We start from the raw sequence: 21,546 nt of genomic DNA, 5'->3' as shown, positions 1-21,546 counted from the left end.
ATTCGTTGCCGCCGCCGGCATCGCCCTGTTTGTCGTGTTCGGATCACAGCCGGTTTTCTCACAAGGCGCTCCGCCCCGCAGCTCCTCGGCGCGTGGCGATATGATCCGCATGCACCCGAGAACGTCGCCTATTACGGTGTCCCGCTCCAGACCAAGCGCGAATATGGCGGCGCTTATCTCGCGCTCGCAGCCTTGCTCGCGGTCATAACCTACGATGTCCACGAGATGCTGGGATCAATGATGCGGCCGAGGTAGCCGAAGGCCGTATTCATCATGCCGAAAACATTGCCACTGCCGGAGGCCCGGAAGCTCCTGGGATTGGAGGGCCTACGCTTCCTTGCGACCCTCGCCGTGCTGTTATGGCACTATCAGCACTTTGCCCTTGTCGCCGAGCCCGCCGTCAAGCTCACCAGAAGCGAGCTGCCGTTCTACCGCGTTCTGTTCCCTTTCTATGAGGCCGGCGAGTACGGCGTCTGGTTCTTCTGGTGCATCTCGGGCTTCATATTCTTCTGGAAGTATCGCACCCTTATCGCCGATCGAACGGTCGACGGCCGAAGCTTCTTCGTGAACCGGCTGTCGCGCCTCTATCCGCTCCATATCGCAACGTTGCTGCTGGTCGCGGTGCTGCAACCGGTCTATTTCGCCCAGCATGGAGTCTACTTCGTCTATCCGAACAACGATCTCCCGCACTTCCTCGCACAGCTCTTCATGGCGAGCGACTGGCTGCCGCCGCGCAGCGAAAGCTTCAACGGGCCCATCTGGTCGGTCTCAGTCGAGATTATGGACTATGCGACCTTTTTCATGGCGTTGCGCTTTGTAACGGCATCGCCGCTGTTCAATTTGGTCGTGATCCTTGCCTCGATCACGATCGGAACGCAGGTCGGGACCAGCCTCGCCTTCTTCTATGCAGGCGGACTTGCCGCCATGGCCCGGCAGGCCGTCGTCGATTCCGGGCATCGGCGGACATTGGAAGCAACGGCCGCGTTCGCCGCCATCGCAGTCCCGGCGGCGATCTGGCTGGCGGGCATCGAGCTCGCCCCGGCCGCCGGACCGCTGCTGCTGATCTATACACCGATCCTGCTGTTCTGCTGTTCCGGCCAACTCACCTTGCCGCGGCGGGTCCAGGCACTACTCGAGATGGCCGGCAATATGACCTATTCCTGCTATCTTCTGCACTTCCCGATTCAGCTCGCCATCGCACTCGCCTGCGTGGCCATGCAGCGACCGATTCCCTACGGCGACCATCTGTTCTGGGTGGCCTTCGTGCTGCCGACACTCGTGGCCTCGCACCTTACCTATCGCTGGTTCGAGGCGCCGGCGCAGCGCCTGATCCGCAGTACCCTTCGACGCAAAAAACAAGCGGGGCGGACAAGTCCGGCCCCGCTCTGATGTCGCGGATCGAGCAGCTTTGACACAACGCGTCTCGCTTACGCAAAGACGCGGCTGCACCCGATCACTGCCCCCACACTTCCTTCGCAATCTCGACCGCGAGGCTGAGCTTGGCCCACTGCTCCTCCTCCGAGAGGATGTTGCCTTCCTCGGTTGAGGCAAAGCCGCATTGCGGGGAGAGCGCGAGCTGCTCCAGCGGGGCGAACTTGGCGGCTTCCTCGAGACGCCGCTTGATCGCGTCCTTGTTCTCGAGCTCACCGAACTTCGAGGTGATGACGCCGACCACGACGACCTTGTTGCCCTTGGGCAGGAAGCGCAGCGGCTCGAAACCACCGGCGCGGTCGCTGTCGTATTCGAGGAAATAGCCGTCGTAATTGGTGCCGGCGAGCATGGTCTCGGCAACCGGCTCGTAGCCGCCTGAAGAAATCCAGGTCGAACGGAAATTTCCGCGGCAGACATGCGTCGTCACCACCATGTCGGCGGGCTTCTCGGCCAGCGCGTAGTTGATGACGCGCGCATAGATCTGCTGGAGACCCTCGGGATTGTCGCCCCGCTCGCGCGCCTTCTGCAATTCGTCCGGCGAGCAGAGATAGGCCCACACGGTGTCGTCGAACTGGAGATAGCGGCAGCCGGCGTTGTAGAACGCCTTCACGGCCTTGCGGTAGGTCTTGCCGAGGTCTTCGTAGAAGGCATCGAGATCGGGATAGACGTCCTTGGAGATCGCCTTGCGGCCGCCACGGAAGTGCAGCACCGCCGGCGACGGGATCGTCATCTTGGCGGTGACGTGAGCCTGGTCGGCAACCTTCTTCAGGAAGCGGAAGTGATCCAGCATCGGGTGGTCATCGGGGAAATCGAGCTTGCCGATCACGCGCACCGCGTCGTGCCGGGTCTCGACGCCCGCAAACTGGATGCCGGTGTCGGGGTGAAACATTTCACAGCCGGTGAGCTTGGCCAGGAAGTCGAAATGCCACCAGGAGCGGCGGAATTCGCCGTCGGTTGCGAGCTTCAAGCCGAGCGAAGCCTGCTTATGCACGACCTTCTCGATCTCCAAATCCTCGATCTTGCACAGATCGTCGGCCGAGATCTCGCCCTTCTCCAGCCTGGCGCGGGCTTCCTTGATCTTGGCGGGACGCAAGAGGCTGCCGACCTCGTCGGCGCGGAAGGGGGCTTTGGTTCGCTGCATTTCTTACTCCCAGTTTTTTTAGTGGGCCGCCGCCCCTGCAACGCCGAGGTGGCGCTCGAGGACCGACGGGTCGGCCTTCAGCGCGGCGCTCGGGGCGTCGTGGACGATCGTTCCGCGCTCCAATATCACAACACGGTCGGCCAGCCCCAGAATCTTTTGGGCATTTTGCTCGACGATAATCGAGCAGATGCCGCCCGCCCGCGTGATGGTCCCAATCGCTTTCAAGAGCTCCTCGACGATGATGGGGGCAAGGCCCTCGGTCGGCTCGTCCAGGAGAAGCACTTTCGGATTGAGGGTCAGCGCGCGGCCGATCGCCAGCATCTGCTGCTCACCGCCGGAGAGCTGGTTGCCAAAATTGCTCCGCCGCTCCTTCAGCCGGGGGAACATCTCGTAGACCCTCTCGACGGTCCAGGGACCGGGCTGGGCCACTGCGGACATATTCTCCTCCACCGTGAGCGAGCGGAAGATGTTGCGCTCCTGCGGCACCCAGCCGATCCCGGAGCGCGCCCGTTGGTCGGGCCGCAAGGTCGTGACGTCGGTACCGGCGAGCCTGACAGTTCCGGAGAAGCGACGGGTGACGCCGACGATCGAGTTGATCAGCGTGGTCTTGCCGGTACCGTTGCGCCCCAACAGCGCCAGCACCTGGCCTTGGGCGAGACGCAGCGACATGTTCGGCAGCACCACGGCCTCGCCGTAGCCGGCGCGAAGCGAGTCGATCGCGAGCAGGTCAGACATTGACCGCCTCCTCGCCGAGATAGACCGCCTTGACCTGCGGGTCGCGCGCGACCTGCTCGGGCGGGCCTTCGGTGAGCAGCGCGCCGGAGACCAGGACAGAGATGCGGTCGGCGAAGGAGAACACGAGGTCCATGTCATGCTCGATCAGTAGCACGGTAACGTCGCGCGGCAGGCTGCCGACGACGGCGAGAATGTCGTGGCGCTCGCTCTCGGGCACGCCGGCGGCGGGCTCGTCCAGCAGCAGCACGCGCGGCTTGGCGGCGATCGCGACCGCGATCTCGAGCAGGCGCTGCTTGCCGTAAGGCAGCGTCACCGCCTGTTCGTTCATGACGTCGAGCAGGTGGAAGCGCGTCAGGAGGTCGGCGATCTCGCCGTTGACGTCGCTGCGCGTGCCCATCCGCCGCCACCAGTCGCCGCCATGGCCGAGGCGCTCGGAGACAGCGAGACCGATGGTCTCGAGCGGAGTCAGGTCGGGATAGAGCTGGTTGATCTGGAAGGTGCGCGACAGGCCGCGCAACACGCGCTTGTGCACGGGCAGATCCGTGACGTCCTGGCCTTCGAGCAGGATGCGGCCCGAGTTCGGCTTGAGCACGCCGGTGAGCTGGTTGATCACCGTGGTCTTGCCGGCGCCGTTGGGGCCGATCAGCGCGTGGCGGGCGCCTTGTTCGATTTTTACCGACAAGTCGCGGGTGACGCGCAGACCGCCGAACTGCTTTTCGAGATTCTGGGTTTCGAGCACGATGGTCATGCGTCGCTCTCCGGCACGGCGACGACGGCCTTGCGCCCCGCTATCTGCCTGATGACCAGATTGGGCACATACAGCATCCAGCGATGCAGGCGCTGGCGGCCGACCAGGACGATCACGACCAGCACGAGGCCGATCCAGAACTGCCAGTATTGCGGAGTGATGGTCGAGAACAATTCCTGCAGCATGCGAAACAGCACCGCGCCAATCAGCCCGCCGTAGAGATAGCCGGTGCCGCCGATCACGAGCACAAGCATCAGGTCCGCCGAGCGCTCGAAGGCGAACACATCGAGCGAGGCGATCGCGGTAGTCTGGGTGAACAGCGCGCCTGCGATGCCGGCATAGAACGCCGCGAGCGTGTAGATCGCAATCAAGCGGCGGTTGACGGGGATGCCGATCGCGGCCGCGCGCAGCGGATTGTTCTTGATCGCGCGCAATGACAGCCCGAACGGGGAATGCACGACCCGGCGGGCGAACAGGAACAACAGGAACAGAACGGTGAGCGAATAGAAGAAGCCGGTCTTGCCGAACATGTCGAACGGAATCTCACCGAAGATCGGCTGCATCTCGATACCCTGCAGACCGTCGGTGCCGCCGGTGATGTTGGAGAAGCGTTCGGCCAATGCCTCAAGCAGCAAGGCGATGCCGAGCGTCACCATCAGTCGCGTCAGATCGACGCCGCGGATCACGAGGAAACTGGTAGCGAAGCCGAGCACCATCGCGACAACGCCGGCGACGACAAGCGCAAGCACGGGCTCGTTGATGATCCCGTGCAGCGCAAGAAGCCCCGCCGCGTACGCGCCGACGCCGAAGAAGGCGGCATGGCCGAGCGAGACGATGCCCGCGTAGCCGAGGATCAGATCGAGCGACATCGCAAACAGCGCGAGCCGCAGGATATCCGTCATGATCAAGTAGCGCGAGGGAAATACGAAGCCGCAGGCCAGCACGATCAGCCAGAAAGCGGCCTCGCCATAGTGCCAGCGTGCCTGGCGCTGGGCGTGATAGCCGACGTCGGAGGAGGCGCTCATCGGCGAACTCAACGCGCGGCCGTGCGGCCGAACAGACCGTTCGGGCGCCAGATCAGGATCACGATCATCATGGTGTAGATCACGAAAGGTCCCATCTTCGGCACGTAATATTTGCCGGCAACGTCGCCGATGCCGAGCAGCAGCGAGGCCAGAAACGGGCCGGTGATGGAGGACGAGCCGCCGACGGTGACCACGATCAGGAAGTAGATCATGAACTTCAGCGGAAAGTACGGGTCGAGGCCGAGGATCTCGGCGCTCAGCGCGCCGCCGAGACCGGCCAGGCCGCAGCCAAAAGCAAATGTGAAGGCGAACACCTGCGGCACGTTGATGCCGAGGCCGCTCGCGGCGCGGGGATCGTCGACCGCGGCGCGCAGGCGGCTGCCGAACCGCGTCTTGGCCAGCACCATTTGGAGACCGATGGTGAGCAGCCCGCAGATCACGATGATCATCAGCCGGTAGCGGCCGATGCCGACGCCGAACAGGTCGAACTGGCCCTGTAGCGCCGCCGGCAAGTTGATAAAGACGCGCGACGAGCCCTGGATGTAGTCGACGGCCGCGACCGACATGAACGTGAGGCCAATCGTGAACAGCACCTGGTCGAGATGACTGCGCGCATAGAGGTGTCGGTACAGCGTGCGCTCGAGCACGATGCCGATCGCAGCGGAGGAGACGAAGGCTAGCGGCAACGCAGCGAAAAATGGCCAGCCCATCCGGTTGACCAGCACCATGCAGACATAGCCGCCGGCCATGGCGAAGGCGCCATGGGCGAGGTTGACGAAATTCATCAAGCCGAGCGTGACCGCGAGCCCGCAAGCCAGCACGAACAGCAGCATGCCGTAGGCAACGCCATCGAACAGGTTGGTGAGGATTGAGGTCATCGTCTCAGCTTAGGGTTATCGTCATGGCCGGGCTTGTCCCGGCCATCCACGTTCTGTCTGGTGTTTCTTTTCCCGGCTTTGCGTGGATGCCCGGGACAAGCCCGGGCATGACGCAGACACGGAGGCGAGCCCCGGAACGACGCGAGTCACTTCTTGGTCTTGCCGAGATCCTTGACGGCCTCGAAGGTCGCGAACTCGACGTTGTAGAGCTCGCCGTCGACCTTCTCGACCTTCCGGATGTAGATGTTCTGCACGATGTCGCGGGTCTCGGGGTCGATCGAGATCGGGCCGCGCGGGCTCTCCCACTTCTGGCCCTTCATCGCTTCGACCAGCTTGGTGCCGTCGGTGTCGCCATTGGTCTTCTTCAACGCTTCGTAGATCAGGTGAATGCCGTCATAGCCGCTCACCGCCATGAAGCCAGGACGGTTTCCGTAGGCCTTCTTGTAGGCCGCGACGAAATCCTTGTTCATCTGCGAGGGATGCGCCGCGGAATAGAGGTGAGCGGTGACCGTGCCCAACACGGCGTCGCCCATGTTGTTGAGGAGATCGTCGTCGGTCACGTCGCCCGGTCCGATCACCTTGATGCCGGCCTTGTCGAGCCCGCGTTCGGCATACTGCTTCATGAAGTTACCGCCCTGGCCGGCCGGCACGAACACGAAGATCGCGTCAGGCTTGGCATCCTTCATACGCTGGAGGAACGGTGCGAAATCAGGATTTGCAAGCGGCGTTTTGACCTCTTCGACCACTTCGCCGCCACCGGCGGTGAAGTTCTGCTTGAAGAAGTTGAGCGCGTCATTACCCGGCGCGTAGTCCGAGGTCAGCGTCGCCACCTTCTTGATGCCGTTTTTCACCGCCCAGTCGGCGATGATGGTGGAGGACTGCGCCAGCGTGAAGCTGGTGCGCACGATATAGGGCGAGCGCTCGGTGATGATGGAGGTGCCCGCCGCCATCACGACCTCCGGGATCTTGGCTTGCGTGGCGAGCGGCGCCGCCGCGAGCGCGGCCGGCGTCACGCCGAAGCCGGCGATGAAATGGACCTTGTCGTTGACGATCAGCTCCTGCGCGGCGGTCTTGGTCTTGTCGGGAATCGCAGCATCGTCCTTGAGGATGATCTCGATTTTCTTGCCGGCGACGGTGTCGCCCTTCTGCTGCATGTAGAGCTTGATCGCGTTCTCGATCTGCTTGCCGGTCGAGGCCTGGCCGCCGGTCATCGGCAGGATCAGGCCGATCTTGACGCTGTCCTCGGCCTTGGCCGGAGCGACGGCCACGAGGCCCGCGATGGCGGCAGCTGCTGCGGCCCAAGCGGTCCTATGAGACGGTTTTTTGCGTTCGAACATCAGATGTCCCTCCCCTTCATTCCTGATCTCTTGTGCGCCGGACCGAGTGCCCGATCCTTGCCTTACGTCTAGCTCACGCACGCGTGATGTCGCGCGCAACATGGCGTCTTTCGCGCCCTTATTGTCAATCGGACGTTTGGCGACCATTCGGCGCAAGCCGAGCGTTCCGATTGCCGAACGGCAGAAGCGATATCGGGTCACGTCCGGGTACCGCCGGCATCATGATTGTGCTCGCTTTCATTTGTACGATTGTACAAATGAACTGGACCTGTCAACGAAAAAGCCTCTTTGCTGATCAAGCCACTTTGTCGCGAACCCTTGCCGCAGTCTAGAAACGCTCCCAGCCGGGTGGATGGAGGATTTCGTCTTTTGTTTGCAGAATCTGAACATCGGCAAGGCTTGGGTCGGTACACTCTGGTATCGGATTACCTACCTCGAATAAGCCTATTTTACCTTGTTGAAGGCTACTCTCCCGGCGACAGCCTGACCTGGCGTCCAACACGACTGACCTCGCCTCTGTACAATGGTGCAATGCCTAGATCCTTCGGTTCCCTCCTGATCCTCCTCGCGCTCTCCGCGGGCCTGTCCGGCTGCGGCACAGTCAACGAAAAGCTCTCCTCCGGCATGGGCGACTACGTCCCGCAATGGGCCGGCGGCTTGCCGGCGGACGCCCCGCCGCGGGCGGGCACGCCGCAATACGATGCCTACATGAAGGAGCGCGAGCGCAGGCGACTGATGCCGGCAGCGGATCGCGAAAAGGAAGAGCAGGCGCAGAAGGGCGCAACGGGCTCGGCGTCCGGCACCGCGGTGCGCTAGTCGCGCCCCCTCGTCGCTTGCGGCGAGCGTAGCAAATCAATCCACGAACACCACGGTCTTGCGGCCATTGAGGATGACGCGGTCGTTGAGATGGTAGCGGATCGCGCGCGCCAGCACGCGGCGCTCGATGTCGCGGCCCTTTCGGACGAGATCCTCAGGCGTGTCGCGATGGCTGATGCGCTCGACGTCCTGGTCGATGATCGGGCCCTCGTCGAGGTCGCGCGTGACGTAATGCGCGGTGGCGCCGATCAGCTTGACGCCACGCTCATGGGCCTGGTGATAGGGTTTTGCGCCCTTGAAACCCGGCAGGAACGAGTGGTGGATGTTGATACAGCGTCCCGACAGATTTGCCGAGAGATCGTCGGACAATATCTGCATATAACGGGCGAGCACGACGAGATCCGTCCCGGTCTTGGCGACGAGATCGAGGATCTGCGCCTCCTGCTCGCGCTTGGTCTCTTTCGTAACAGGCAGATAGTGGAACGGAACCCCGCCGAAATCGAGCCCGTCATAGACCTCGCGCGGATGATTGGAGACGATTGCGGCCAAAGTCATCGGCAGCTCGCCCGTGCGCCAGCGATAGAGGATGTCGACCAGGCAGTGATCGGACTTCGACACCAGCAGCATCACCTTGCGATGCGCAGCGCGATCGCGCATCTGCCATTCCATTCCGAAGCGCTCGGCGATCGCGGCAAAGCCGGTCTGGAGTGCCGACAGCTCCACGGCGAGATCGGCAGCGGTGAACACCACCCGCATGAAGAACTTGTCGGTCTCGGTGTCGTCGAATTGTTGGGCGTCGAGGATGTTCTGTCCGGAATTCGCCAGGAAGGTCGACACCGCCGAGACGATGCCGGGACGATCCGGACAGGACAGGGTCAGGACATATTGATGATCTGGCATGGGCCTTGATGAAGGTTTGGGCAGCGGCTGCGGAACGACCCGCGATTTGCGCCCTGCTCTATCATCGACCCCACCTTGCGCCAATCCCGACCGTGGAGTCAGGATGAACGCACCATTGCTTTGGCTGACCGGAGTAGGCTCATGGCCGACCGCTTGAACGGCACCCGCATCCTGATCCTGGAAACGCGCGAGGAGGCTCAGTTTTCGAAGCTGCTGGCCGAGCAAGGCGCCGAGGTCGTCCAATGCCCGATGTTCACCATCCAGGATGCACCGGACCCCGCCCCGGTCGAGGCCTGGATCCGCCGTGCCATCGACAGACCGTTTGACGATCTCGTGCTGATGACCGGCGAAGGCCTGCGGCGGATCATGAAGCTCGCCGTCGCACGAGGGCTCGATCAGGCCCTCGTGGCGGCGCTTGCCAGATCGCGAAAATTCACCCGCGGCCCGAAGCCCGGCAAGGCACTGCGCGAAGTCGGGCTCGAGGCGCAGCAGACCACGGAAAAGCCGACCACCGAGGGCGTGATCGAGATGCTCGGCAAGCTCGATTTGAACGGGCACCGCCTCGGCCTTCAGCTCTATCCCGACAAGGATCACAGCGCGCTGACCGGTGCGCTGTCGGCGCAAGGTGCCGAAGTCGATACCGTGCTGCCTTATGCCTATGACACCAAGGCGGCGGACGCCAACATCGTCGCCGCCATTGATGACATGGCCGAAGGGCGGATCGATTCCATCGCGCTGACCAATCTCGGCCAGGTCCGACGGCTGATCGAAGCTGCGAGAGCCCACGGCAGCGAGGCGAAGCTGCGCGCGGGCCTCGAGCGAACGCTGATCGCGTCGGTCGGACCGGCGGTCTCGGGCGAGCTCACCGCGCATGGTTTGCGCACGGACGTCTCGCCGGTGGAAGACCACTATTTCATGCGCCCGCTGATCTCGGCGATGGCGGCAGCATTGGTGGACAAGCGGCCGAAGGTGGCGGAATGATCGCCTGACGCGGTGCCTAGCTTGCCATCTGCGAGGCGGCCGACATCAGCTCCTGCGGGCTCGGCGCGGCAAACATGCGATGGCCGCCTTCGGGCACCTCGGTAAAGCTCCAGCGCACAACCCCCTCGCGGTCGAGCAGAAACTGCCCGAAGAGCTGGCCCTGGCCGGTTGCCGCCATGCGCTGATCGGCTTCCGTTATCTCATAGCCGTCCTTGTTATTGAGGTACTCCGCGGCCGCGGGCCGGTTCATCGGGCCGGGCAATTCGCCGGGCATGTCGACTTGCATGCTCATGACCACGTTCATGCCGACCTTGTGCGGCCACTCGGTCTCGTCCTCCGTGAACTCGAGATTGGGCAGGCCGAACGCGCGGTGCGAGAGCCGCTCGGGATCGGACGCAGCGAGCAGGTTGGGCAACGGATGGTAACGGAAATAGAGTCGCGCGCGCTCGATCGGCGTGTTGACCACCGTGAGACTTTCGACGCCTTTCTCGTGCAAGGCGGCATCAAGTTGCGCCTGTGCCGCGATATGGCGGCGGCAGAACGGGCAATGCAGCCCCCGATACAGGCCCACCAATATCGGGCTTTGTCCGCGAAAGTCTTCGAGCGCGATCTTTCCGTCGCGTGTGATCGCGTCCAGCACGACGTTCGGTGCACGATCGCCCGGTTGAAGTGGTCCCTCGACGTGACGTTCAGACATGATGGCACTCCTTCACATGATCTAGTCAAGAAACGGCAGTACGATCAGCCCTGCGGGATCAAGCCCGTGCCGCATGCAGACGTCCTGTGCCAGCGCGAAATATCGCTCGGCCTCGGGCATGTCGCCTCGATCAAGGTTCAGCGTCGCAAGACCATCATAGCATGGAAACAGCTGCTGCGGCTCGCCGGTTTCGCTCGCCACCTCGATTGCCTCATTGTAGCAACGAGCAGCCAGATCGGGCCGGAAATGGCATTGATGGATTTGCCCGAGCACGATCAACGGCACGGAGAGATGCTCGCGCTGATCAAGCGCGCGGTCGATTTCGATCGCCTTTTCGGCGGCCGGCACCCCCTCCTCAGTACATTTGTCCGTGAAGGTGCAACAGGCAACAGCAAAATTGGCAAGAAGGCGCGCCTGGAACCCGAGATCGCCGATCCGACACGCGACATCGAGTCCGCGCCGGCAAACCTCCACGGCTTTCGCCGGGTCGACAATCGTGTAGAGCACACCGAGATTGGTGTAGCCGCGGCAGGCCACGTTGAGGAGACCGGCGGCCTCGGCTGCTGCGACACTTTGCTCCACCTCGCGCACCGCCTCCTGGTGTCGGCCAAGCCGCGCCAGAGCCACCCCCTTGGTGTTGAGCGACTCTGCAATGGCGCGCGCCGCCTCGAATCCTACTTGCCTGTCGGCGTCCGCCGGTACGCTTCGGGCGTAGCCAAGCGCCTCGTCCGCCCATCTCGCGGCGGCCACGTGATCGCCCGTGCGAAACGAAAGACGGCCGCGCTCTTGCAGGAGGTGCGCCCACTCGATGGGCGCGTCGGTCCCTCCCAGCCGTTCGGCCGCCTCGGCATAATGCGCCTCTGCCTTGATCCGCTTGCCGGCGTCCCACAACAATCGGCCAAGCTTGCGGAGAATTCGCGCTTCGCCGATGCGGTCCTCCGCATTGCGATGACCTTCCAGCGCACTCTGGTAGTGCTCCTCAGCCGTGATCCTCCGGCCGGCCGCGGCACACAGCTCCGCGATCCGCTCGCAGAGGATCAGGCGTTCGGGCTCCCGTTCCCCGCCGGCCAACAACACGGCGAGAGCCTGTTGGTAGAAGCGGATGGCATCGTCATTGGCGTAGGTCGCGCGGGCGCGATCGCCGGCCGCGCGCAGATAGCGCGCACCTTTCGGCTTGCTCGCGCTCAGGCTGAAATGATGTCCGAGGAGTATGAGGTCCTCGAGGCGCTCGGGCTCATTGCCATAGAGCCGCTCCAGCGCGGCACCAATCCGTCCATGGAGCTCGATCCGACGCTGCAAGAGCAGGTTTTGATAGATCACGTCCTGAAGCATGGTTTGCGTAAAGCGATAGGATCGCAGCGAGATCGAGTTCGCGCCCGCGACCTCCTCGACAATCTCGGCATCGCACAGAAGTTCGAGCCCCGCTTCCACCTTCGTCCGCTGCGATGCCATCGCACCGAGAAGAGCCGCATCGAAACGTGGGCCGATCACCGCGGCCTCCTGGGCCAAGCGGCGCACCTCATGCGGCAACCGGTCCAGGCGCGCCAGTAACAGGGCCTGAATGCTTGCCGGTATATCGGCGGCGGCTTCATCCGACTTGATCCGCCACCGTGAGCCGTCACGCTCCAAGGCGCCAGCTTCGATGAGACCGCGGATGATTTCCTCAAAGAAGAGTGGATTGCCGCCCGCGCGCTCCAGGATTCGACTGAACAGATTTCCCGGCGGTTCACTCCAACCGTGGCTGAAGTAGGCCGCGAGCAGCTTTTGTCCGTCTGCATCACCAAGCGGAAGCAATCGAAGGGTTGTATGGCTGATCCGCCCCGAGCCGAACTGATCCAGTTCCAGCATAGGCCGATGCGTAAACAACAGCATCAGCCGCGTACGCTCCAGCCGGTCCATCAGGAACCGCAGCGCTTCAAGCGATACGGCATCGGCCCAGTGCAGATCCTCGACAATGATCAGGAGCGGCGACAGGACCAGGCGCCGTTCGAACACGGTACGAATCGCAAAGAATATCTGCCGCCGAAGCTGCTCGGGCTCGACGTGCTGCAGCGCGGCGTCCGGATCGCCGAGGCCGAGAACGTGGAAATAAAGGGGCATCAGGCGATCGGCCTCTTCGACCGCAAGGCCGAGCTCCGACAGTGCCGTCGCCAGCTTGGCCTGGGCCTCCGCCACGGTCGCCTTCTGCGCGATGCCGTAGGCGCTGCGCAGCACAGCGGCAAGGGTGCCATAGGACTGTTCGCCCAGCGGCGAGCAGACAGCGCGCCGGATCGCCACGCCGGCGAAACGGTCCTCATCGCGGGCGTGGGCAACGAATTCGTCCACCAGACGCGTTTTGCCGATGCCGGCTTCACCGACCAGCCGCACCAGCTGCGCCGCGCCGCCACACGCGAGATCAAGATTGTCGACTAGACGGGCGAGCTCGGCGTCGCGCCCAATCACCGGCGCACTGAGGCCCAGCGTATCGAGGCCGCGTGCCGCACGGGGCGTGTCGAGCGGTGCGTTCAAGCGATGGACCAGGACGCTGCCCATCTTGCCCTTCAGCGAGACCTCGCCAAGCGATTCATATGAGAATGCATGCCGCGTAAGACGGTAGGTCAGCGGCCCGACCAGCACCTCGCCCGTGGAAGCCATCGACTGCAATCGTTGAGCCGTATTCACCGTATCGCCCGTGACCGAGTAGGATTTAGCAACTCCAACACCCAGTCCGCCAGCAACCACGTGCCCGGTGTTGATGCCGACATGAAGCAGGAGCGGTGACCCGGCATACGCCTTTGCACGTTCGCTGAGTTGCGCCGTTCGGCCGATCATGTCGAGCGCGGCGCGGACGGCCCGCTCGGGGTCGTCTTCGTGCGCGGCCGGCGCTCCGAATAGCGCAAGCAGCGCGTCGCCGATGAATTTGTCCACGAAGCCGCCAAAGCTTTGCACCGCCGCCGTTAGCTCCTCGAACAATTCGTTCTGAAGCGCCTGCATGACTTCAGGATCGAGTCGCTCGCTCATCGTGGTGAAGCCGCTAAGGTCGGCAAACAGCACGGTAATGGTGCGGCGGTTGGCTTCGCTGTCGATCTTGTCCGGCTGCGATCGAAACCCGTATTGGGCTTCGGCCGTCGGCGCCAGCGGTGGCGAGGACGCACTGGTCGGGACTGTCACGCGGCTGGCCCGCATTGATGCCTGCCCGCCTGACTTGGAGGCTTCACTGACGAGGGCGCCGCATTTCGGGCAGTACGCGAAATCCGGTGCGCACGCATAGCCGCAGCCGGGGCAGGCGTTCGGCTGCTTCGTGCCGCATTTCGGGCAGAAGGCAAAGCCGCTCTGAACCTCGGAACCGCAACAGGAGCAGTTCATGGGTCGAGACCCCGCGGGCGCCGCGATGGCGCAGCCTGCTGGACCCGGTCAGATGGCCCAGGATCTCGGCAAGGATGGGCTCGTCGTGCCGGAAGAGCAAGCGGTGGGTTGCGGCGCTCGCAGTTGCGGCCGCGAACGCGGCTTCACTCCTCCCCGTACCCCCTTAGCCGTTCGATATCCAGAATAGTCACGCCACCATACTCCAACCGGAGCAAGCCCTCTTTCTCCAGCCGGTTCAGCGCGCGGTTGGCATTCTGGCGGGACATGCCGGAAAGCGCGCCGATCTCTTCCTGGGTGATCTCCAGATGCGCGGTGGATTCCGGGTAGAGGATCGGATTGAACAGCGAAGCAATGCTGCGGGCAAGCCGCGCAGTGGCATCCAACGTGCGGTTGACCTCGAGCATGCCGATGAACTGGCCGAGCCGCTCGTTGAGCTGGCGTACCAGGAAGCGGTTGAAGCCGACGCTGTTCTCGAACAGCCACATGAAGGCGCTGCGCTCCATCAGCGCAACACGGCTGTTGCGCAGCGCGACCACGTCGTAGCGGCGCGGCTCGTTCTTGAGCACGCTGCCCTCGCCGAACCAGGCCCCTGCCGTTAGCCCGGCAAGACTCGTCTCCTTGCCGTCGCGCGAGACCCCGCCCATCCGGGCAAGGCCGAAGACCATGCCGGCCCAATAGTCGAACGTATCGCCGCGCATGAAGACAGTCTCGCCGGTGCCGTAGGACCGCTCCGTGATCCCCGCACGAGCAACCTCGATCTCCGCCTGCGTGAGCTCGCGCGACCAGGCAGCGACGCGCTTCAGTTGATCCTCTGAAATCATGATCCCGAAGCCAGCCGCACCGTTCGTCACTCCTGTTCTGCTGCAACGCAGCATGACCGTTTCGAACACCATCCGACGAAAGATGGATGATTCCCCCATCCAAAAACTTTGTCGCAGAATTGTCAGGCGGGAGACATTTCAAAATAGCGCTTTCCCCTATTGAGGACCACCTCGGGCGATGCGGCTTTTGTCCCAAACGGGAACGAGAGCGGCGCGGCTGCGGTCGAGACCATCTGCTGCATGGCCTCACCGGCACGGTCGTACTAGGATCGCCCGATAGAAAGGACGAAGAGCGCTACTGAAAGCGCCATCACCGGGAGGGATCTGTTTGGTGGCTACCAGTCTTGAAGTGCGCGGCGTGTCCTTGCGATTCGGCGGCGTTCGTGCGCTGACCGATGTCGGCTTCGCCATCAGGGAAGGCGAGCTGTTCTCGATCATCGGCCCCAACGGCGCCGGCAAGACCTCGATCGTGAACTGTATTTCCGGCCGCTACAAGCCGACCGAAGGCCAGCTGTTCTACCAGGGCCGCGACATCACCGGTCTGACGCCCAACGCGCGCGCGTCGCTCGGCATCGGCCGCACCTTCCAGAACCTGGCGCTGTTCCACCACATGAGCGTGCTCGACAACATCATGGTCGGACGCCATCACCTCCTGAAGAACAATTTTCTCACGGGCTCGCTGTACTGGCTCACCGGCGCGCGCAAGGAAGAGCTCGAGCACCGCCGCAAGGTGGAAGAAATCATCGATTTCCTCGACCTCCAGTCGGTGCGAAAGGCGCCGGCCGGCACCCTCTCCTACGGCTTGCGCAAGCGCGTCGAGCTCGCCCGCGCCATGGCGCTGGAGCCGCGCCTCATTCTCCTCGACGAGCCGATGGCCGGCATGAACTTCGAGGAGAAGGAGGACATGGCCCGGTACATCGTCGATCTCAACGAGGAGTTCGGCATGACCGTGGTGATGATCGAGCACGACATGGGCGTGGTGATGGACATCTCCCACCGCGTCATGGTGCTGGATTTCGGCCGCAAGATCGCCGAGGGCGATCCGGCCGCCGTGCTCGCCGATCCGCACGTCAGGCGCGCCTATCTTGGCGAAGAGGACGAGGTGCTGGTCGACCCTGACGATGCGCCGCCGGCGCAGGAGAGCGCGGCATGATGGATTACGCAGGCCGCGTCGCGCAGGCCAACACCTATCCCAAAATGCTTCGGCTGAATGCGAAGGAGTACGGCAACGAGATCGCGCTCCGAGAAAAAGATCTCGGGCTATGGCGCCCGTTCACCTGGAACGACTACCAGGCACGGGTGCGCGATTTCGCGCTCGGCCTCGTCGAACTGGGCCTTGGACGCCGGGATGTCATCGGCATCATCGGCGACAACCGGCCGGACTGGGTCACGGCGGAAATCGCCACTCATGCGGTTGGAGGCTTGAGCCTCGGGCTCTACCGCGACGTGCTCGACGAAGAAGCTTCGTATCTCCTCAATTATGGCGAGGCGCAGCTCGTTTTCGCCGAGGACGAGGAGCAGGTCGACAAGCTGCTCACCCTGGCAGACCGCGTCCCAAAGCTGAAGCACATCATCTATTCCGATCCGCGCGGCATGCGGAAATACGACGATCCGCGTTTGATGTCGGCGGAGACGTTTGCCGAACTCGGCCGGGCGCGGGCTACGCGCGAACCGAAACTTTACGACCGGCTGGTGGACGCGACCAAGGGCGAGGACGTCGCGATCCTCTGCACGACATCAGGTACCACGTCGCATCCAAAGCTCGCGATGCTCGCCGCCGGCCGCGTGCTCGGCCATTGCGCGACGTATCTCGCTTTCGACCCGAAAGGGCCGGACGACGAATACGTGTCGGTGCTGCCGCTGCCCTGGATCATGGAACAGGTCTATGTACTCGGCAAAGGCCTCTTGTGCCGGATGAAGATCAACTTCGTCGAAGAGCCCGAGACCATGATGAACGATCTGCGCGAGATCGCACCGACGTTTATCCTGTTTGCACCGCGCGTTTGGGAATCGATCGCCGCCGACGTCCGCGCCAGGGTGATGGACGCAACGCCGTTCAAGCAGCGCCTGTTCGACATCGGCATGAAGAGCGGGCTTGCCGCGCTCGAACAGGGCGAGCGTTCCGGCTTTGCCGACGCGATCCTGTTCCGTGCATTGCGCGACCGTCTCGGCTTCACCCGCCTGCGTTCAGCCGCAACCGGCGGCGCGGCACTCGGGCCCGAGACCTTCAAGTTCTTCCAGGCCATGGGCGTGCCGCTGCGCACGCTCTACGGCCAGACCGAGCTGCTGGGGGCTTACACGCTGCATCCTGCTGGCAAGGTCGACCCCGACACGACGGGCGTGCCGATGGCCGACAGCGTCGAGATCCGCATCGACAATGCCGACGTCCACGGCGTCGGCGAGATCGTGGTGCGGCATCCCAACATGTTCCTCGGCTACTACAAGAACCCGGAGGCGAGCGTAGCCGACATCAAGGACGGCTGGATGCTGTCCGGTGACGCCGGCTATTTCAACGCGAACCGTCAGCTCGTGGTCATCGACCGCATCAAGGATCTCGCCGAGACCTCGCGCGGCGAGCGCTTCTCGCCGCAATTCATCGAGAACAAGCTGAAGTTCTCCCCCTATATCGCCGAAGCCGTGGTGCTGGGCTCGGGCCGCGACGCGCTCGCCGCAATGATCTGCATCCGCTACTCCATCATCTCGAAATGGGCGGAGAAGAACCGGCTCTCGTTTACGACCTACAGCGACCTGGCCTCGCGGCCCGAGGTTTATGCGCTGCTCAAGAAGGAAGTCGAGACCGTCAACGCGACTCTGCCGCCGGCACAGCGCATCTCCCGTTTCCTGCTGCTCTACAAGGAGCTCGACGCCGACGACGGCGAACTCACCCGCACGCGGAAAGTGCGCCGCAGCGTCATCAACGAGAAATACGAAGGCATCATCGACGCGATCTACCGCGGCCAAGCCAGCATCCCCGTGGACACCGTGATCCGCTTTCAGGACGGCAGCACGCAAAGGGTGCGAACGACGCTGCGAGTGGTGGATCTGGGCGAGCACGGGCACATGGCGGAGGCCGCGGAGTGAGCCTACTTCGAACCGAGAGCGCGATGCGGGTCGATGCGCCCTCTCTCCTTGCGGGAGAGGGCATCTACGCTGTTAGCCAAGACCCCCCTCGGGTGAGGGGTCCTCTCTCCCCGCCCTTACTGCTGAGACAACCCCTCACCCGTCTTCGCTTCGCCAAGCCACCCTCGCCCACAAGGGGAGAGGGGAAGAGCGCGCCGGATTTGTCAGCGAGCACCACTTCATGAACACCGCCTTCCTCATCCAGCTCCTGGTCAACGGCCTAGTGGTCGGCACGCTCTATGGCGTGGTCGCGATGTCCTTTGTGCTGATCTACAAGGCTAGCCAAGTCGTCAATTTCGCGCAGGGCGAGCTCTTGCTTGTCGGCGCCTGGGTGTGCTGGACCTTGCTCGCGAAATACCAGGTGCCGTTCTGGATCGGCATGCCGATGACGCTGGTGTTCATGTTCGTGTTCGGCATCGCGGTGCAGGTCCTGATTCTGCGACCGATGATCGGCGAACCCATCATCTCGGTCATCATGGTGACGATCGGCCTCTCCACCGTGCTGCAGGCGACGCTGAAATGGATATTCGGTGTCAATCCACAGCCGTTCCCGCGGGTGTTCGAGAGCCAGTCCGTCAGCCTGCTCGGGCTCCAGATCCAAACCGTCTATGTCATGAGCCTCGTCGTCTCGGTCGCGATGATGATCGGCATGGCCTGGTTCTTCCGCGCCTCGAAGTACGGACTTGCGATGCGCGCCACCGCGTTCAACCAGCAGGTGGCACAGTCGCTCGGCATCTCCGTGAAAAGCGTGTTCGCGATGGCGTGGGCGATCTCAGCGACGGTTTCCGCGGTCGCGGGCGTCGTCGTTGCCGTGGTGAACGGCGTCTCGTCCGGGTTGGCCGGCTACGGCATTAAGGTGTTTCCGGCGGCGATCCTCGGCGGACTCGATTCCGTCGGCGGCGCCGTGCTCGGCGGCATCATCATCGGCCTGCTCGAGAACATCGCGCAATATGTCGACAGCGAATACCTTCACTGGGGCAATCTCTACGAGATCGCGCCGTTCTACGTTCTCATCATCGTGCTGATGATCAAGCCCTACGGCCTGTTCGGCACCCACGACATCGAGCGGATCTGATCCATGGCCGGCCCTGTCCTCATCCCTGCTGGTGACTTCCGCACCTCCTATGCGGCCGACACCACGATCTTTCCGACCACGACCAGCCGCAATTTTGCGATCGTCGGCGTGCTGCTGCTGTGCTTCGCGCCCCAGTTCTTCAGCGGTTACTGGCTCAGTATCCTGATCCAGATCGGCATCTTCTCGATCGCGGCGCTGGGGCTGAACATCCTGGTCGGCTTCACCGGCCAGATCTCGATCGGCCATGCCGCCTTCTTCCTGCTCGGCGCTTTCACCTCGGCCTACATCTCCAACAACACGCCGATCCCGGTCTTCTTCGCGATCCCGCTTGCCGGCATCATCACGGCGCTGATCGGGCTGATCTTCGGCATCCCGGCGGCGCGTCTGAAGGGGCTCTACCTAGTGATCGCGACACTGGCCGCGCAATACATCCTGCTCGACTTCTTCTCCCGCGCCGAGTGGTTCACCGGCGGCTCGGTGCCGGCGAGCGCAAGTCCGTTCTCGATCTTCGGATACACGCTGCGCGGCGACAGGCAGTATTTCTACGTTGTGCTGGCCTATGTGCTGGCGAGCTACATCCTCGTCACCAACCTGATGCGTACCCGCGATGGCCGTGCGCTGGTGGCAATCCGCGACCATTATCTCTCCGCGGAGATCATGGGCATCAATCTCACAAAGTATCGCACGCTGTCGTTCGGCCTTGCCGCGTTCTTCGCCGGCATCGCCGGCGCGCTCTATGCGCACTACCAGCTCGTGGTATCGCAAGAGGGTTTCGGCATCGAACGTTCGATCCTGTTCCTCGCCATGATCATCATCGGCGGCACCGGTTCGATCATGGGCACGCTGATGGGCACCGCGTTCGTGGTGCTGCTGCCCGAGACGATGGAGTTCCTCAGCGTCGCGCTGAAGGGCGGCGCGATCGACAAGGCGCTGTCGCTCAACAACAACATCACCTTCCTGCGCGAGATCGCAATCGGGGTGATCATCATCGCGTTCCTGATGTTCGAGCCCGACGGGCTCGCCCATCGCTGGCGACAGATCAAGGCGTACTGGAAACTCTACCCGTTCTCGCATTGAGCGCGGGCACTCGCTAACCAACAAATAAACAGGAGGAGGCAACCCATGAAGACAAAATCCCTTTTGAGCACCGCGTCGCTGGCGCTGGCGATCGCCGCATTCTCGGCAAGCGCGCAGGCGCAGATCGCGATCGGGCACCTCGCCGATTATTCCGGCGGCACCTCCGACGTCGGCACACCCTATGGCCAGGCCGTCGCCGACACCTTCGCCTGGGTCAACAAGAACGGCGGCGTCGGCGGCAAGCAGCTCAATGTCGACACCAACGATTACGGCTACCAGGTGCCGCGCGCGATCGCGCTCTACAAGAAGTGGTCGGCGCCCGACTCCAAGGTCGCGGCCATCATGGGCTGGGGCACGGCAGACACCGAGGCGCTGACCGGCTTCCTCGCCCAGGACAAGATCCCCGACATGTCCGGCTCATATGCCGCCGCGCTCACCGACCCCGAAGGTATCAGCGGCAAGGCCAAGCCCGCGCCGTACAACTTCTTCTACGGCCCGAGCTATTCGGACTCGCTCCGCGCCATGCTGATGTGGGCCGCCGAGGACTGGAAGGCCAAGGGCAAGTCCGGCAAACCGAAATTCGTCCACATGGGCGCCAACCACCCCTATCCGAACGCACCGAAGGCCGCCGGCGAAGCCATGGCGCAGGAGCTCGGTTTCGAGGTGCTACCGCCGCTGGTGTTCGCGCTCGCGCCGGGTGACTACAGCGCGCAGTGCCTGAGCCTGAAATCCTCGGGCGCCAACTACGCCTATCTCGGCAACACCGCCGCGTCCAACATCTCGGTGATGAAGGCCTGCAAGACCGCCGGAGTCGACATCCAGTTCATGGGCAATGTCTGGGGCATGGACGAGAACGCCGCCAAGACCGCCGGCGATGCCGCCGACGGCGTGATCTTTCCGCTGCGCACCGCTGTGAGCTGGGGCGGCGATGCGTCCGGCATGAAGACGGTCATGGAGATCTCGAAGATGTCCGACCCGACCGGCAAGGTCTATCGGCCCGTGCACTACATCGCGGCGGTGTGCTCGGCGCTCTACATGAAGGAGGCGATCGATTGGGCCGCCAAGAACGGCGGCGCCACCGGCGAGAACGTCGCCAAGGGCTTCTACCAGAAGAAGGACTGGGTGCCAGCCGGCATGGAAGGCGTCTGCAATCCCTCGACCTGGACCGACAAGGACCACCGCGGCACGCTGAAGGTCGACCTCTACCGCACCAAGATTGCGGGCGCGACCGACGGCGACCTCAACGACCTCATGGCCAAGGGCGCGATCAAACTCGAGAAGGTCAAGACCGTCGAGCTGCCGCGCAAGCCGGAATTGCTGGGCTGGTGAGCTTAGCGCTTACCTCACACACAAATGTCATCCCCCGCCTTGTGCGCAGCGCGCACTGGAGCGGGGGATCCAGTACGCCGCGGCCTCTCC

18 protein-coding genes are annotated in these 21,546 nt (G+C 63.3%); 8 read left to right on the top strand and 10 right to left on the bottom strand.

What is annotated here, in order from left to right:
* The first annotated feature begins 273 nt into the window (after nt 1-273).
* A complete protein-coding gene (locus IVB50_RS21030) occupies nt 274-1,389 on the top strand; it encodes an acyltransferase (protein ID WP_247297092.1) in 1,116 nt (371 codons plus the stop codon).
* A gap of 64 nt (nt 1,390-1,453) precedes the next feature.
* On the opposite strand, the gene IVB50_RS21025 is transcribed toward IVB50_RS21030, so the two are convergent.
* From IVB50_RS21025 to IVB50_RS21000, 6 genes are all read right to left on the bottom strand, one after another.
* Nucleotides 1,454-2,572 carry a cobalamin-independent methionine synthase II family protein gene (locus IVB50_RS21025; RefSeq protein ID WP_247297091.1) on the bottom strand — a complete coding sequence of 373 codons (1,119 nt, stop codon included), beginning with the start codon at nt 2,570-2,572 and terminating at the stop codon, nt 1,454-1,456.
* An 18-nt stretch (nt 2,573-2,590) separates the two neighbouring features.
* Entirely contained in the window at nt 2,591-3,307 is a 717-nt protein-coding gene (locus tag IVB50_RS21020) for an ABC transporter ATP-binding protein (protein ID WP_247297090.1), read from the bottom strand.
* Nucleotides 3,300-4,055, bottom strand: coding sequence for an ABC transporter ATP-binding protein (locus IVB50_RS21015; RefSeq protein ID WP_247297089.1), 756 nt, complete (start codon nt 4,053-4,055; stop codon nt 3,300-3,302). The genes IVB50_RS21020 and IVB50_RS21015 overlap by 8 nt, the downstream gene beginning before the upstream one ends.
* Complete coding sequence (locus IVB50_RS21010) at nt 4,052-5,080, bottom strand: branched-chain amino acid ABC transporter permease (RefSeq protein WP_085348722.1); 1,029 nt, start codon at nt 5,078-5,080, stop codon at nt 4,052-4,054. Before IVB50_RS21010 ends, IVB50_RS21015 begins: the two co-directional genes overlap by 4 nt.
* Before the next feature lie 8 nt (nt 5,081-5,088).
* Complete coding sequence (locus tag IVB50_RS21005; RefSeq protein ID WP_007601971.1) at nt 5,089-5,958, bottom strand: branched-chain amino acid ABC transporter permease; 870 nt, start codon at nt 5,956-5,958, stop codon at nt 5,089-5,091.
* A 146-nt stretch (nt 5,959-6,104) separates the two neighbouring features.
* Nucleotides 6,105-7,295 (bottom strand): ABC transporter substrate-binding protein, encoded by a 1,191-nt coding sequence (locus IVB50_RS21000; RefSeq protein ID WP_247297087.1) that lies wholly within the window; start codon nt 7,293-7,295, stop codon nt 6,105-6,107.
* 531 nt (nt 7,296-7,826) lie between these two features.
* On the opposite strand from IVB50_RS21000, the gene IVB50_RS20995 reads away from it, so the two are divergent.
* Nucleotides 7,827-8,111 (top strand): hypothetical protein, encoded by a 285-nt coding sequence (locus IVB50_RS20995; RefSeq protein WP_018457287.1) that lies wholly within the window; start codon nt 7,827-7,829, stop codon nt 8,109-8,111.
* Nucleotides 8,112-8,147: 36 nt separating this feature from the next.
* On the opposite strand, the gene purU is transcribed toward IVB50_RS20995, so the two are convergent.
* On the bottom strand, nt 8,148-9,011 hold the full coding sequence (purU, locus tag IVB50_RS20990) for a formyltetrahydrofolate deformylase (RefSeq protein ID WP_247297085.1): 864 nt from the start codon (nt 9,009-9,011) through the stop codon (nt 8,148-8,150).
* Nucleotides 9,012-9,152: 141 nt separating this feature from the next.
* Between purU and IVB50_RS20985 the strand changes: the two genes are divergently transcribed.
* Nucleotides 9,153-9,992 carry a uroporphyrinogen-III synthase gene (locus IVB50_RS20985; RefSeq protein ID WP_247297083.1) on the top strand — a complete coding sequence of 280 codons (840 nt, stop codon included), beginning with the start codon at nt 9,153-9,155 and terminating at the stop codon, nt 9,990-9,992.
* 16 nt (nt 9,993-10,008) lie between these two features.
* Here IVB50_RS20985 and IVB50_RS20980 read toward each other — a convergent pair whose 3' ends face one another.
* From IVB50_RS20980 to IVB50_RS20970, 3 genes are all read right to left on the bottom strand, one after another.
* Nucleotides 10,009-10,689, bottom strand: coding sequence for a redoxin domain-containing protein (locus IVB50_RS20980; RefSeq protein WP_247297081.1), 681 nt, complete (start codon nt 10,687-10,689; stop codon nt 10,009-10,011).
* Between the two features lie 21 nt (nt 10,690-10,710).
* On the bottom strand, nt 10,711-14,034 hold the full coding sequence (locus IVB50_RS20975) for an adenylate/guanylate cyclase domain-containing protein (RefSeq protein WP_247297079.1): 3,324 nt from the start codon (nt 14,032-14,034) through the stop codon (nt 10,711-10,713).
* A gap of 143 nt (nt 14,035-14,177) precedes the next feature.
* Nucleotides 14,178-14,855 (bottom strand): Crp/Fnr family transcriptional regulator, encoded by a 678-nt coding sequence (locus IVB50_RS20970; RefSeq protein ID WP_247297077.1) that lies wholly within the window; start codon nt 14,853-14,855, stop codon nt 14,178-14,180.
* Nucleotides 14,856-15,186: 331 nt separating this feature from the next.
* On the opposite strand from IVB50_RS20970, the gene IVB50_RS20965 reads away from it, so the two are divergent.
* The 5 genes from IVB50_RS20965 to IVB50_RS20945 all read left to right on the top strand — a co-directional run bounded on the left by IVB50_RS20965 (nt 15,187) and on the right by IVB50_RS20945 (nt 21,456).
* On the top strand, nt 15,187-16,008 hold the full coding sequence (locus IVB50_RS20965) for an ABC transporter ATP-binding protein (protein ID WP_007601963.1): 822 nt from the start codon (nt 15,187-15,189) through the stop codon (nt 16,006-16,008).
* A complete protein-coding gene (locus IVB50_RS20960) occupies nt 16,005-17,936 on the top strand; it encodes a long-chain fatty acid--CoA ligase (protein WP_247297075.1) in 1,932 nt (643 codons plus the stop codon). The genes IVB50_RS20965 and IVB50_RS20960 overlap by 4 nt, the downstream gene beginning before the upstream one ends.
* A gap of 220 nt (nt 17,937-18,156) precedes the next feature.
* A complete protein-coding gene (locus IVB50_RS20955; RefSeq protein WP_204511807.1) occupies nt 18,157-19,050 on the top strand; it encodes a branched-chain amino acid ABC transporter permease in 894 nt (297 codons plus the stop codon).
* Between the two features lie 3 nt (nt 19,051-19,053).
* Complete coding sequence (locus IVB50_RS20950; protein ID WP_085348728.1) at nt 19,054-20,127, top strand: branched-chain amino acid ABC transporter permease; 1,074 nt, start codon at nt 19,054-19,056, stop codon at nt 20,125-20,127.
* Nucleotides 20,128-20,172: 45 nt separating this feature from the next.
* On the top strand, nt 20,173-21,456 hold the full coding sequence (locus tag IVB50_RS20945; protein WP_247297073.1) for an ABC transporter substrate-binding protein: 1,284 nt from the start codon (nt 20,173-20,175) through the stop codon (nt 21,454-21,456).
* Nucleotides 21,457-21,546 lie beyond the last annotated feature (90 nt).

Source organism: Bradyrhizobium sp. 87, from assembly GCF_023073015.1.
GTDB lineage: Bacteria > Pseudomonadota > Alphaproteobacteria > Rhizobiales > Xanthobacteraceae > Bradyrhizobium > Bradyrhizobium canariense_D.
This window is presented reverse-complemented; position numbering and strand designations above follow the sequence as displayed.

Coding starts and splice junctions, on each gene's coding strand:
- IVB50_RS21020 (WP_247297090.1), bottom strand. CDS start 3,307: ATGTCTGACCTGCTCGCGATCGACTCGCTTCGCGCCGGCTACGGCGAG.
- IVB50_RS20955 (WP_204511807.1), top strand. CDS start 18,157: ATGAACACCGCCTTCCTCATCCAGCTCCTGGTCAACGGCCTAGTGGTC.
- purU (WP_247297085.1), bottom strand. CDS start 9,011: ATGCCAGATCATCAATATGTCCTGACCCTGTCCTGTCCGGATCGTCCC.
- IVB50_RS20950 (WP_085348728.1), top strand. CDS start 19,054: ATGGCCGGCCCTGTCCTCATCCCTGCTGGTGACTTCCGCACCTCCTAT.
- IVB50_RS20985 (WP_247297083.1), top strand. CDS start 9,153: ATGGCCGACCGCTTGAACGGCACCCGCATCCTGATCCTGGAAACGCGC.
- IVB50_RS20960 (WP_247297075.1), top strand. CDS start 16,005: ATGATGGATTACGCAGGCCGCGTCGCGCAGGCCAACACCTATCCCAAA.
- IVB50_RS21015 (WP_247297089.1), bottom strand. CDS start 4,055: ATGACCATCGTGCTCGAAACCCAGAATCTCGAAAAGCAGTTCGGCGGT.
- IVB50_RS20980 (WP_247297081.1), bottom strand. CDS start 10,689: ATGTCTGAACGTCACGTCGAGGGACCACTTCAACCGGGCGATCGTGCA.
- IVB50_RS21000 (WP_247297087.1), bottom strand. CDS start 7,295: ATGTTCGAACGCAAAAAACCGTCTCATAGGACCGCTTGGGCCGCAGCA.
- IVB50_RS20945 (WP_247297073.1), top strand. CDS start 20,173: ATGAAGACAAAATCCCTTTTGAGCACCGCGTCGCTGGCGCTGGCGATC.
- IVB50_RS21005 (WP_007601971.1), bottom strand. CDS start 5,958: ATGACCTCAATCCTCACCAACCTGTTCGATGGCGTTGCCTACGGCATG.
- IVB50_RS20995 (WP_018457287.1), top strand. CDS start 7,827: ATGCCTAGATCCTTCGGTTCCCTCCTGATCCTCCTCGCGCTCTCCGCG.
- IVB50_RS21030 (WP_247297092.1), top strand. CDS start 274: ATGCCGAAAACATTGCCACTGCCGGAGGCCCGGAAGCTCCTGGGATTG.
- IVB50_RS21010 (WP_085348722.1), bottom strand. CDS start 5,080: ATGAGCGCCTCCTCCGACGTCGGCTATCACGCCCAGCGCCAGGCACGC.
- IVB50_RS20970 (WP_247297077.1), bottom strand. CDS start 14,855: ATGATTTCAGAGGATCAACTGAAGCGCGTCGCTGCCTGGTCGCGCGAG.
- IVB50_RS20975 (WP_247297079.1), bottom strand. CDS start 14,034: ATGAACTGCTCCTGTTGCGGTTCCGAGGTTCAGAGCGGCTTTGCCTTC.
- IVB50_RS21025 (WP_247297091.1), bottom strand. CDS start 2,572: ATGCAGCGAACCAAAGCCCCCTTCCGCGCCGACGAGGTCGGCAGCCTC.